This window comes from Veillonella ratti (genome assembly GCF_003992115.1).
Lineage (GTDB): Bacteria > Bacillota > Negativicutes > Veillonellales > Veillonellaceae > Veillonella_A > Veillonella_A ratti.
In genome coordinates this window covers 23,585-36,136 of the sequence record NZ_RQUX01000024.1, presented here as the reverse complement: position 1 = coordinate 36,136, position 12,552 = coordinate 23,585, and the positions used below count along the sequence as shown (strand labels likewise).

Sequence of the window (12,552 nt, the reverse complement as noted above, 5' to 3'; positions counted from 1 at the left end):
AATTTTTTAGCTAAATTATTAAATTAATATTTTAATTAATTTTTAACTAAATCGATAATTATACGTTCATAAGATCCATCATTATTAACGTAATAGCTGCTTTTGCGCTTATTTTGTAAGCGCTTACATTTTATGTAACCGATTATAGCACCATTTGTCATTGATGTATAGTAAAAATGCTTAAATTGCATTTTATGTATAATAATGCGTGTACCAACTAGTCAATATGAGTTTTATGCACATAACCCCTTGCCTATCTTTTCTAAATTTGCTATACTATCCTGAATTCTTTTTACAACCGAGGTAGACAAATGACTATTTATGATATTGCCAAAGAAGCCGATGTATCGATTGCAACGGTTTCACGCGTCTTAAACGGCAGTCAAACCGTGAGTGCCAAAACACGCGAAAAAGTCGTGCAAGCGATGAAAAAACTTAATTACACGCCCAACCCGTTTGCCCGCGGTTTAACACTTAACTCGATGCGCGTTATCGGTGTCGTATGCAGTGATGTAGGCGACGCCTTCTATGCGAAAGCCGTGTCCCTTTTGGAAAATGAGCTACGCAGTCACAACTTCGATATCGTTCTTTCTTGCACCGGCACCAGTTCCCATAGCAAGCAAGCCTATTTAGAAGCCTTAAAAAATAAATACGTAGACGCCATTATTATCATCGGTAGTCCCTTTTATACATCAGAAGATATTCAATATCTCAAAACGCTGGCGCAAGCCACGCCTATCATCACCATCAACAGTGACTACCACCTACCCACCGGCTACAGCATCAGTTGCGATGAAGAAACAGGTATTTTTAAAACCGTTCAAGCATTGGCCGCCAAAGGTTGTGAATCCATCGTTTATCTTTACGACTCCCTCAATCACAGTGGTCGTCAAAAATTAAACGGCTACAAAAAAGGAGTGGCCCACTGTTATTTAAATAAAAGTGAACAACTCTTGCGGCAAATCCCCCGCTCTTTGGAAGCCGCCGATGAGACAGTCAGCGAGCTATTGGCAAACAATGTACCCATCGATGCCATTATAACCTCAGAAGACCTACTCGCCGTCGGTGCTCAGCGAACACTCCTCACTAATAATGCCCTCGTGCCCGTTATCGGTTGTAACAACTCCGTTTTGGCCGAATGCGCTACCCCTACGCTCACCAGTCTGGACAACCGCTTAGATTTACTTTGTCAAAAAGCCGTAGACCTTTGTGTTGCCCTAGACAGTGGCAATGCCTCCGATCTACCGAGAACCTATCGATTTGAGGCAAAACTTAAGCATAGAAACAGTTTCTAGCTGTCGGTGTGCTAAAAGGCTCAATCATCATAGGCTCGGATATTAATAAATAGAGATTGTATACGAAAAAAGATAGTCCATCCCGCTCTCTGGCTCTATAGAGCAAAGTTCGCTGGATGGACTATCTTTTTTTCGTGTTTACATCATCTCAGAAATTACAAAATATCCGAGCCCCTTCTGCCTTGAGCCTCTTTACAGACACCGGCAGCGTAGAAACTATTTCGCTGTGGTGGAGAGAGAAACAGAAAAATTTTCCTCCACGAATTAAGTATAAATACGCCGACTGTGATTGGAAAAAACTTTTTGCAGATGTAATTTTTCGGCACAGCAGTAAATGCTTATGATAACAACGAAAAAATCCCCTACCTATCTCGCGACTTTTGCTCTGAAAGAGCCCAGGAGTAGATAGGTAGGGGGATTTTTAAGTCCCAATGTATTACTGCAACCGAAAAATTACTGTGTGATAGCTTTTTACCTCACGGCCGGCTATCATACTTTATGATTATGCAACATCTTCACAAATTCAGGATCAAAGTGGTTTACGATTTCGCTGTGACCGATGTCCATTGTCTTGATTTGATCCATATCTTCCTGAGAAAGTTCAAAATCAAAGACATCTATATTTTGCTGCATGCGTTCTTCACGTACCGATTTAGGAATTACAATAACGCCACGTTGAATATTCCAACGCAAAGCCACCTGTGCCGCGGTTTTATTATATTTTTTACCAATGGCCGTCAAAATCGGATCGGTAAATAAATTGCGTTTACCTTCATTAAAAGGTCCCCAAGCTTCCGGTACAACCCCGTATTCCTTCATCGTATCAAGGTTAAGTTGTTGTTGGAAAAACGGATGTAATTCCACTTGGTTAATCATCGGTTTAATTTCAAATGTCAAACAAAGATCGGCAATTACGTGCGGATAGCAATTTGCCATACCGATAGTTCTCAATTTGCCCTCTTTATAGAGCTTTTCGAGTGCTTTCCACGCATTAATATAATCGCCGATTGGCTGATGAAGTAACATGAGGTCGATATAATCTACGCCAAGACGTTCCAATGATAATTCAACCGCTTTAATCGTCTTTTCATAAGAATAGTCCTGAACCCATACCTTCGTGGTAATAAAAATTTCTTCACGCGGAATCCCGCTTTCTTTAATCGCTTCCCCAACAGCCGTTTCATTCAAATAAGCCTGAGCCGTATCGATTAAACGATAGCCGTTTTTCAAAGCCGTTGCCACTGATTTTTTAGCTTCTTCGTGGTCAGGAATCTGAAAAACACCGTAGCCAAGCATCGGAATTTTAACACCATTATATAACTCTCTATATTCCATAATTTTTCTCCTTAATCTATATAAATATTAATTAGTCATTGGCATGCACATCATAGTTGGCAAGTAAAAACTCAGCCACCCCTTCATTATCAGGGTTGTGCACGCCCTTACCGGTATCAAGGCCACGCATTTCATTCATTTCGGACTCAGTCAATTCAAAGTCAAAAATATCCATATTGCTCTTGATGCGTTCCAGATTCGTGGATTTAGGGAAAACAATAGCCCCCTCTTGCAATTCAAAGCGAAGTATTACCTGACCGGCGTTTTTACCATGAGCATCCGCAATTTTTGTAATCACAGGATTCTTCAACAAATTAGCATTCCCCTGACCTAGTGGGCCCCATGCTTCCAATTTAACATCGTGTTCTGCCATAATTTTGCGAATATCTTTTTGTTGATAATATGGATTGAATTCTACCTGATTAACAGACGGCATCGTTTTAAACTGCGGTACAAATTGATTCCAAATTTTAGGTGTCATGTTACTTACACCAAGGGAGCGAATCTTGCCTTCCGCTTTAGCATCTTTCATGGCTTGCCATGCCCCCGGCACATCGCCGTATGGCTGATGAATCAAATATAAATCCATATAATCAAGACCTAATTTACGAAGGGACGTTTCAATGCCTTTTTTAGCCGCTTCATAGCCATAATCTTGGAGCCAAAGTTTGCTTGTCAAAAAAATGTCTTCACGAGGAATACCGCTTTCGCGAATAGCCTGCCCCACTTCATGTTCGTTAAAATACGCAACCGCCGTATCAATATGACGAATGCCTAAATCTAAGGCTTCGCGCACAGCTTTATACGTGCTGCCGTCTGCCGGAATCTGGAACGTACCGAAACCGTATACAGGAATTTTCACGCCGTCATTCAATGTTACTGTAGGAATTTTTGTAGTCATAATTCTCTCTCCTTTTCAATCTTTTACACAATATAAGGTGTCATTAACGATTTTAAAAATATATTACAAAACTCTTTTGTTCTTTCCTCAAAACTATAGGCACCGTCAGTCATATCCCAGCAAAGCATCTGACCGTACAAGATATCTATAATTGTATGCGCCAAAACATCTACCGGCGTATCGTCCTTCAATTCCCCGCGAGCAACACCACCTTCCAATAAAGACTTCACTGTGTTTATATCCATATAGATTTTATTGCGATGTTCAGGATTTTCGACTAAATTCGGATTCACCGTATTACGGACCCATTCCTGACAAAGCTTCAAGCTGCTTTTTTCAATATCCGCAGAAAAACTTGTCATAAAAAATGTCAGTCGTTCTAAAAATGTGCCTTCAAAATTCTTAGCTCTATCTATAAGTTCTTCATATATTTCAAGGCTCAGTTCATATACTATATCTTCCTTACGTTTAAAATATGTATAAAACGTGCCGTTGGCAACGCCTGCGGCCTTCGCAATCTCCGCCACTGAAGTATTAACAAGACCTTTCGCTCTAATAATCTTCTTAGCCGCTGCCAATAAATTTTTCTTAGTCTCTAATGCAGCCAACTGCCGGTTATTCATATCATCACATCCAATCTTTTCGAACTATATGTACATTGTATCACATTCACTGAATACAAGTCAATGAATTTAATTCAATAAAATGTCTGTCGGTGAGGTAAAAAGCAACGATATCTTTATTTTGCAGTCGCAATAACCTGCTTTGGGTCGTAAAAAGCCCATAGTCCTATCTGCTCCTGGGCTCTTTCAGAGCAAAAGTCGCTAGCTAGGACTATGGGCTTCTCACGCATCAAAACTCCGTATTCATTGCGACACAGCAACAAATTAAGATACAATACGCTTTTTACAATCACCGGCAGCGTATTATCATCTCACGCGGTAGAGGTGTCCCCTTCCCTCCACTGAGAAATGTAAATACGGTGCCGGTGCTTGGAAACGGCCCCATGCACTAAGAGGCTCGGATATTAAGGAATTTCTGAGATGATATAAAAACGAAAAAAGATAGTCCATCCAGCGAACTTTGCTCTATAGAGCCAGAGAGCAGGATGGACTATCTTTTTTTGTATAATAATCTTAATGAGATAATATCCGAGCCAACAGATGTCACTTGGGCCGTTTACCGCACCGACAACTATTTCATTTCGAAAGCGCCTTCCAATTCTTCCTCGCTAAACGGTTCTTTCATGCGTTTAGCCAAGTCATCAGCAGAGATTTCGTTTTCCCAACGAGCCACAACGGCTGCGGCCACGCAGTTACCGGTTACGTTACAGAAGGTACGAGCCATATCAAGAATACGGTCAACACCAAGGATAATGGCAATGCCCTCAACCGGCAAACCGAAAGCGGCAGCCGTACCGGCGATAACGATTAAGGATGCCCCCGGTACCGCGGCAATGCCTTTTGTGGAAAGCATCAAGGTCACAAGCATCAACAACTGTAATTCCAATGGGAACGGAATGCCGTAAACCTGTGAAATGAAGACAACAGCCAAGGCGCTGTATAAGGTGGAGCCGTCCAAGTTGAAGGTATAGCCTAAAGGCAACACGAAGCTTACAATGTGTTTAGGCAGACCGGCGCGTTCCAATTTTTCCATGGCAATCGGCAATGCCGCTTCACTGGCTGCCGTAGAGAAAGCCAATACCAATGGTTCTTTTAACACTTTTAAGAGTGGGAATAAATTGGTTTTTGTCAAAAACGAGGCAATGGAAATTACGATTACCAAGAATAGAATCAAGGCTAAGTATAAACAAAGAACGAGTTTTAAAAGCGGTAATAACATACCGAGACCGAATTCACCTACCGTGTAGGCGATGGCGCCGAAAATACCGATTGGCGACACGTACATAATATAATGAGTGACTTTGAACATAATATGTGCCAAATCTTTGGATAAATCGATAATTTGACGGCCGTCTTTACCCGTGCTGGCCGCGGCAATGGCGAATAAACAACTGAAGAAGATAATCTGGAGCATATCGCCACGCCCCATAGCATCTACGATATTAGTCGGTACGATGTTAACGAGCATTTCGATATGGTCGATACCATGAGCGGAAGCCGCTTTATTTACTACTTCGGAAGCACCGTTTTGCGTTAAAGCTACGCCAACGCCAGGTTCCATGACATTAACGGCAAATAAGCCTACGATCAATGCCAAACTGGTAGCAAATTCGAACCATAAAATCGCTTTACCACCCAAACGTCCGAGTTTTTTAAAATCACCGGTTCCGGCAATACCCATAACCAAGGAGCTGAAAATGAGCGGTACCACAATCATTTTAATCATACGGATAAATACATCGCCCAATGGTTTTAGACTTTTGGCAAACTCCGGAGCGACGCCGCCCACGATAACGCCTGCCAATAAGCCGATAATAATCCATGAAGCCAGACTTAATTTTTTTAACATAGCCAATGCAATCACTTCCTTTTTCGCATACATATAAATTATTTCAAATGAGCCTTCATTAATTCAAGGGTAATTCGACTTGTGATAGGCAAATCCCAAGTCATAGTTTTAGAATAAGGAGAAAATAAAAAATAGTTATAAACCATTGATTTTACTTCTTCCAATGGATTATAACTAAGCTTGAAATACCCTTGAATTAACATGAAGCTTTTCCATTATATCAAAAAATTTCGTTCCTTGCAATTTGCTATAGAATGACTAATTATACGTTTTTGTAATTGTTTATACAAAAAGGACATCTGTCACATGTACAAAACACGGAAGATGTCCTTTATAGTTGTATACCAATAAATCGCTACTGATAATTGAGCCTTATCGTTGAGCTGTCATAAGAGAATTTTTAATAGGCCTTATCGAAGCCTGATAAGCAACAGTTTGCTTGTAAATCCTAGCGATGAGCTGTCATAGAAGAATTTACTCGTGAGCCTTCAATAGCGATACGACCACTAAATCCCCTTCTTCATAGTTATGCTGACCTTGTTCCAATTTTGCCATACCATTAGCGTGGGCAAGTCCCAATAAAGCACTGGAAGTAAATACACGATTCGGCATAAACACGGCTTCCCCTGATTCACAAGTAATCGCCCCTTGCACATAACGATCAAAGGGGTTCTTTTTATGAATGCCACTGCCCAGTTTTAACATAACTACCGGTAACATGATATCGCGTCGTCCTTGCAAACTACGCAATATAGGCAAAACTAACAAATGATAGCAATTATACGCCGCTGTAGGGTTACCGGAAAGTCCCAAGCAGAAAGTAAGACTACCATTTTCACGACGAATCACGCCACCATAGGAAGCCGCACCGGGACGCATGAAAATGCGATCATACAATTTTTCAGCCCCTAAGGCTTCATAAATCGCGGGCATAGAATCAAAGAGGCCCACAGACACACCACCGGTGCTTATAATTAAGTCCGCATCAGCCGCCAACTGACGAACTGTTTCAATTTCTTCATCCAGCTTATCCGGATCGTCACTTACATGATGCGCTTTAAAACCCGTAACCCCTTGTTCTTTCAACAAACCTTCCAGCATGTAAAGATTAGAGTTGTAGATTTGAGCACCTTGCAGCGTTTCTGAAAGAGGTACCACCTCGCGACCTGAAGTTAAAACTACAACCTTAGGTTCTTTATATACCGGCAATTGTCGATGCCCAAGCCCGGCTGCTACAGACACGCGGCCTGCATCCAATAAAACGCCACCGGCCATCAATATATCCCCTTCGGCGCATTCTTCACCTTCCGGAATAATATTTTCGCCTTTTTCAATAACGCCGTTTACTAAAATATCGTAACCCATAGGTTCCATTACGTCGCGCACCTGCGAATGCTGCAATGGTATCCCATCATCGGAGCACAAACGACAGCGTTCCTGCATAACAATGGTGTCGCAATCATCAGGCACCGGCGCGCCCGTCATGATGCGCACAGCTTCGCCTTGAAGAACTTTGCCTTCATATTTTTCACCCGCACCGATTGTGGCAATAACCGTAAACTGCGATTGTCCTTCACTATGTACAATGGCATAACCGTCATAAGGAGCCTTACGAAATGGCGGAATACTTGTCTTGGCAGTCAATTCTGTGCTTAAAACACGGCCCAACGCATCTTCTAAAGGAATATTCTCTGTTTCTCGGGGCGGTAACTGTGCTACCAAATCCAATAATTTACTTCGCGCCGCTTCAACCGTAATGCCTTCCATACGGTCACCTCCTCAGCTTTTTTATAATCAAAAATACAACTTCCTACAGTAACTTAATCAAAGCATACTTCTTTTACCAGCCATTTGGCCAATGATTCTATGTCATGTAATGAAAACACAGCTACGCCGTCTGACGGTAATACATTTTCTTGTGAAAACGCCTCATTGTCGTTCATATACACCACGGCCAATAATTTATCAACCGGCGTAATGCAGTTTGCAAAATTCGTCGGCGCCTCCGTTACCACTTCAATAATCGGCTCTACACCACGGCTCCGTGTTTCCATAACCACAATATCTACCGGCAATTGTTCAGCCAAAGTCATTAAATCGGTTGGCCCCTCCGTTTTATTTAAAATCGCATACCCGGTAGGCCCGGCAATGGCTACAGCCTTCGCGCCGGCGTTATCGGCCTTCCACGTATCAGTACCCTCTGAATCCATGGTAAAACCATGACCATCACTTTTGACAAAACCAACTTTATAGCCAAGGGCATCCAAAGCCTTAATTAAGCGTGTAGCCACTTCGGTTTTGCCCGTCTTAGACTGACTGGCCACCACGGAAATAATCGGTTTTTGACGAGTACTGTTATACGCTAAAGCCCGAATCGCCTTATATTCATTATAAGTGTTTACATTTTTATAGGCATAGGCTTTAGCCGATACATCGACATACTCCGTCGGACAATGGTCAAAAATGGCCCGCAAACGGCGTTCCCCTTGCTGTAACAACTTTATGATAACCGGCAGACAGCGCTGACTATATAAAGCCCCCAAAGGTTCTAAATTGCCATTTATAGTAGGCACAATACAATCTACCGGGGTTCTCCCCAAATGAGAACGAAGTTTTGTTACATCGCCAAAGTCAAAATTGTCAAATAATGGCATGTCCACCGACACCGCCAAATAAGCATCACAATGCCCTTCACTAAGGCCAACCGCCAAGCCGCCCAAAGGGCCGCATGGTTCGCCCTGATCGGCCGTTAAAAAGATAGATAAGGTCCGCTCGTTTTCCAAGACCCATTCCAAACGATGCACATCATGAGGCTCTACGGCGGCCAATTCAGCATCACTAAGGCGTACCCGACCACTTAAATCCGATAAAGGATGCATAGCATAGAGTTCACCCGGTAAAGTTCGTAAATCGACCGGCTGATTACCGGCGATAACGATATGTGAAAAAGCAAAGGACCTCGCCCTGGTCATGAGCGAGGTCAAAAGTGTGCCTTCTTGCCAAGGCAACGATGCTTTGTCACGTCCCATGCGAGTACTTTGACCGCCACACACTATGAGAAGCCCCATATCATGCAATTGGTTCATATCTGTACGTTCTACTAAAAGACGTTTCATAAATAACTCCATTAACTCGTTCAGCCACAATTAGCCGCGCGTCGAACGAATTCCTTTCATAATACGGTTATAGAACAGTACAATAACCGCCATATTAATAACTAATTCCGGCACCATATAACTGGCATTATAAATCATAGAATAAATCCATGGATTTTGACCGGCCGGTGCGTAAGAAGCAAATACGACGGCGCCCGACACAACAGAGCAGACCCAGCGCAATGCACATCCCGCCGTAACGCCTAAAATAGCGCGACCGCGACTATTACCGAAGAAGCCGGCAACACCGATAGCACCATAGCCTAAAATATAATCCAGTAAGATGCTTAAAAAATGAAGCGAAAATTTGAAGCCCAGTAAAAAGTCGATGATACCATAGGCCATACAGGTAATGACGCCCCATTTACCACCCCAACGAATGGCAAAAATGATAAGCGGTACCAAATTGGCTGCATTCACCGAACCGCCTTGCGGCATTTGAAAGAGGACTACAAAATGTAATACATATGCGATTGCAATCGATAAACCCGCTTCCACCAACATTCTTGTACGTTGTTTTTGTTCCATAAATATCCTCCCGACCATAGGTCGTTATCACAACAACAGTAAAGATATGATTTGCATTCTCCTTAAGCTTTTTACCCAATTGCTTGCAAATATAATTTAATTATACCGCCAGAGCGAAGTATAAATCAACTCAATACCTTTTTTTGCCCAAAGTATCGGAGTTTTTACAAAAAGCAAACATGGTATTTACAAAACCCGAACATTAAAACGACATATAAATCATACTGTTCGAATTAGACTTGCCAAAGCGCTCTATTTCCTATATAATGTCTAATGGATATTTATGTTATTACAAGGAGGCCTTCCATGATTAATACAACAAACATTTTTGATTATGAAGACATTCAGTTAATCCCGAATAAATGTATTGTTAACAGCCGCAGTGAATGTGATACTTCAGTAAAACTCGGCAATCGCACATTCCGTTTACCGGTTGTACCGGCCAACATGCAGACGATTATTGATGAAGAATTGGCTGAAAAATTAGCCCGCAACAATTACTTCTACATCATGCACCGTTTTGCTCCACACACTCGTCTTGATTTTATTAAACGTATGAAAGAACAGGGCTTATTTGCATCCATCAGTATTGGTGTAAAAAAAGAAGAATTTGATTTCGTTGATGAAATTAAAGCAGCCGGTCTTTCTCCTGAATATATTACCATCGACATCGCTCACGGTCATTCCAATTCCGTTATTGAAATGATTCAGCATATTAAAAAACAATTACCGGAAAGCTTCGTTATTGCCGGTAATGTGGGTACGCCTGAAGCCGTTCGTGAACTTGAAAACGCCGGCGCTGACGCTACTAAAGTCGGCATCGGACCGGGTAAAGTATGCATCACGAAATTAAAAACCGGTTTTGGTACCGGCGGTTGGCAGTTATCCGCTGTTCGTTGGTGCACCAAAGCGGCTACAAAACCTGTTATCGCTGACGGCGGTATCCGCGACCACGGCGACATTGCCAAATCCATTCGTTTCGGCGCTACTTTCGTTATGATCGGTTCCCTCTTCGCAGGCCACACCGAATCTCCGGGAAAAGAAGTGGAAATCGACGGCAAACCATACAAAGAATACTTCGGTTCCGCTTCCGAATCTCAAAAAGGCGAACGTAAAAACGTGGAAGGTAAAAAAATGTACATTCCTTCCAAGGGCAGCCTTTTCGATACTTTAACTGAAATGGAACAAGACTTACAGTCCTCTATCTCCTATGCGGGTGGTAACAACTTGACCGCGATTAGAAAAGTGGATTATGTTATTGTGAAGAATTCGATATTCAATGGGGATCGCTAAGTCGTAATAGGCGAAGCCCTGCTGTGGCCTTAGTGCTATATAACTAAATTTAAAGACCCTATACATCCTGTTCCCTCCTAGGTGCCACGGGCACAAAAGTCGGTTCACAGGATGTATAGGGTCTTTTTGCGTTTCTGCTGATTTAGCATCTAGGGCCACAGCAAAGGGTATCGCCGTATTAGATCTTAGCTCCTGGGGAGGTTTTTATTCTTGGGTGCATGCATTGTCCGCTGTTCCACTATCGTTGTCTTCTTCGTTTTCACTAACCGGTGTTTTGCTCCAAGCGAGCCAAGCACAGATGGCCATGCATACTACGACGGTACCTACCATTGGCCATGGGGTGTTGTTAAAGAAGATTGCTAAGGCTACGGAGGATACGATGCCACTACCGTACTGCAAAGAGCCGATAAGAGCGGCAGCGGTTCCTGCTTTGTCCCCCGCTTTATCAAGGGCAGCTGCAGTAGCGCAAGCTGCAATGATACCATTGGTTGCAAAGATTAAAACCACGGACAAAACAACACCGTAAACGCCGCACACATTTGTATAGGTCATAAAAACCAGCAATAATACAGCTGCCATTGTACCTAAGGTAGCGGCTCGAAGTAATGTGTCCATCGTATAACGGGCAACGAGTGCACGGTTTAACGAGCTGAAAGTAACAACGCCGATAACGTTCATAGCAAATAACGCCCCAAAATAGCGTTCCGGAATTCCATAATATGTAATATATACATAAGGAGTACCGGCAATAATAGCGTATGCCCCCATATAGAAAAAGGCAACGCACAATGTATATTTCATAAATGCCCAGTCGGTAATTAATTCACCATAAATTTTAAAAGCATTTTTAATGCCCGATTTATTACGGCGTTCTTCCGGCAATGTTTCCGGTAAAAAGAATGTACCGATACCGATTAAAACACCCACAACGGCAACGGCCCAGAAAATCATATGCCAAGAAGCAAACTCAACGATTAAACCACCAATGGAAGGACCTACAATCGGCGCCCCTGCCATAAGCATGGTGATTAAAGATAATTTATCAGCCGATTCAGCAAGACTATAGCGGTCGCGAATCATGGCACGCGACAACATAGGACCTACACAGGCGCCGATTGCCTGAAAAATTCGCCAAATAACGAGTTCAGTCATAGTATCGGCGGTCGCACAACCGATAGTACCGATAACAAATAACACGGAACCCATAATCAAAGGTTTAATGCGACCAATGCTGTCACTAATAGGTCCCCACACGAGTTGCGCTATCATAAAACCGAATAAATAACCGCTGATGGTAAGCTCTGCGCCCGGCCCCAGCATTTCTGTCATAGCAGGCAAAGCCGGCAAATACACATCCGTCGATAACGAGTTAACGGCCATTAACGAAGCCAACACGGATAAAAATATAAATGAGTTATTTCTCATTTTATTTACAAATTCCATAACTATCACTCCCCCACTCAACAAGAGACAATGATGTGAAATGAATCGTATCATTGTCCCTTAAAAACTACACCTTTATATTTTTGAAAAAAGTTATTTCAAACAAAATATTGTTATCAGTTTGTCAAAA

Annotated in this window: 10 protein-coding genes; 2 read left to right on the top strand and 8 right to left on the bottom strand. The window is 42.4% G+C overall.

What is annotated here, in order from left to right; translation table 11 throughout:
• Positions 1–311 precede the first annotated feature (311 nt).
• The gene (locus EO124_RS09210; protein WP_127059282.1) at positions 312–1,295 is read left to right on the top strand and encodes a LacI family DNA-binding transcriptional regulator; all 984 of its coding nucleotides are present in this window, start codon (positions 312–314) and stop codon (positions 1,293–1,295) included.
• A 489-nt stretch (positions 1,296–1,784) separates the two neighbouring features.
• Here EO124_RS09210 and EO124_RS09205 read toward each other — a convergent pair whose 3' ends face one another.
• The 7 genes from EO124_RS09205 to thiT all read right to left on the bottom strand — a co-directional run bounded on the left by EO124_RS09205 (position 1,785) and on the right by thiT (position 9,686).
• Positions 1,785–2,630, bottom strand: a complete 846-nt coding sequence (locus EO124_RS09205) for an aldo/keto reductase (RefSeq protein WP_127059281.1) — start codon at positions 2,628–2,630, stop codon at positions 1,785–1,787.
• Between the two features lie 31 nt (positions 2,631–2,661).
• Positions 2,662–3,531 (bottom strand): aldo/keto reductase, encoded by an 870-nt coding sequence (locus tag EO124_RS09200; protein ID WP_127059280.1) that lies wholly within the window; start codon positions 3,529–3,531, stop codon positions 2,662–2,664.
• A gap of 23 nt (positions 3,532–3,554) precedes the next feature.
• On the bottom strand, positions 3,555–4,154 hold the full coding sequence (locus EO124_RS09195; protein ID WP_127059279.1) for a TetR/AcrR family transcriptional regulator: 600 nt from the start codon (positions 4,152–4,154) through the stop codon (positions 3,555–3,557).
• A 571-nt stretch (positions 4,155–4,725) separates the two neighbouring features.
• Positions 4,726–6,036: a dicarboxylate/amino acid:cation symporter gene (locus tag EO124_RS09190; RefSeq protein ID WP_241230702.1), complete on the bottom strand. Its 1,311-nt coding sequence runs from the start codon at positions 6,034–6,036 to the stop codon at positions 4,726–4,728.
• 441 nt (positions 6,037–6,477) lie between these two features.
• The gene (locus EO124_RS09185) at positions 6,478–7,770 is read right to left on the bottom strand and encodes a molybdopterin molybdotransferase MoeA (protein WP_127059278.1); all 1,293 of its coding nucleotides are present in this window, start codon (positions 7,768–7,770) and stop codon (positions 6,478–6,480) included.
• A gap of 53 nt (positions 7,771–7,823) precedes the next feature.
• Complete coding sequence (locus tag EO124_RS09180; RefSeq protein ID WP_164726610.1) at positions 7,824–9,119, bottom strand: molybdopterin-guanine dinucleotide biosynthesis protein MobB; 1,296 nt, start codon at positions 9,117–9,119, stop codon at positions 7,824–7,826.
• Positions 9,120–9,149: 30 nt separating this feature from the next.
• Complete coding sequence (gene thiT / locus EO124_RS09175; RefSeq protein WP_127059276.1) at positions 9,150–9,686, bottom strand: energy-coupled thiamine transporter ThiT; 537 nt, start codon at positions 9,684–9,686, stop codon at positions 9,150–9,152.
• 306 nt (positions 9,687–9,992) lie between these two features.
• Between thiT and guaC the strand changes: the two genes are divergently transcribed.
• Positions 9,993–10,979, top strand: coding sequence for a GMP reductase (gene guaC, locus EO124_RS09170; RefSeq protein ID WP_006556499.1), 987 nt, complete (start codon positions 9,993–9,995; stop codon positions 10,977–10,979).
• A gap of 204 nt (positions 10,980–11,183) precedes the next feature.
• On the opposite strand, the gene EO124_RS09165 is transcribed toward guaC, so the two are convergent.
• On the bottom strand, positions 11,184–12,422 hold the full coding sequence (locus EO124_RS09165; RefSeq protein ID WP_206512563.1) for a multidrug effflux MFS transporter: 1,239 nt from the start codon (positions 12,420–12,422) through the stop codon (positions 11,184–11,186).
• Positions 12,423–12,552: the final 130 nt, after the last annotated feature.

What these genes read in the sequence shown, in the direction of transcription:
- EO124_RS09190 (WP_241230702.1), bottom strand. Translation starts at nt 6,036, where the DNA reads ATGTATGCGAAAAAGGAAGTGATTGCATTGGCTATGTTAAAAAAATTA.
- EO124_RS09180 (WP_164726610.1), bottom strand. Translation starts at nt 9,119, where the DNA reads ATGAAACGTCTTTTAGTAGAACGTACAGATATGAACCAATTGCATGAT.
- EO124_RS09205 (WP_127059281.1), bottom strand. Translation starts at nt 2,630, where the DNA reads ATGGAATATAGAGAGTTATATAATGGTGTTAAAATTCCGATGCTTGGC.
- guaC (WP_006556499.1), top strand. Translation starts at nt 9,993, where the DNA reads ATGATTAATACAACAAACATTTTTGATTATGAAGACATTCAGTTAATC.
- EO124_RS09210 (WP_127059282.1), top strand. Translation starts at nt 312, where the DNA reads ATGACTATTTATGATATTGCCAAAGAAGCCGATGTATCGATTGCAACG.
- thiT (WP_127059276.1), bottom strand. Translation starts at nt 9,686, where the DNA reads ATGGAACAAAAACAACGTACAAGAATGTTGGTGGAAGCGGGTTTATCG.
- EO124_RS09165 (WP_206512563.1), bottom strand. Translation starts at nt 12,422, where the DNA reads ATGGAATTTGTAAATAAAATGAGAAATAACTCATTTATATTTTTATCC.
- EO124_RS09200 (WP_127059280.1), bottom strand. Translation starts at nt 3,531, where the DNA reads ATGACTACAAAAATTCCTACAGTAACATTGAATGACGGCGTGAAAATT.
- EO124_RS09195 (WP_127059279.1), bottom strand. Translation starts at nt 4,154, where the DNA reads ATGAATAACCGGCAGTTGGCTGCATTAGAGACTAAGAAAAATTTATTG.
- EO124_RS09185 (WP_127059278.1), bottom strand. Translation starts at nt 7,770, where the DNA reads ATGGAAGGCATTACGGTTGAAGCGGCGCGAAGTAAATTATTGGATTTG.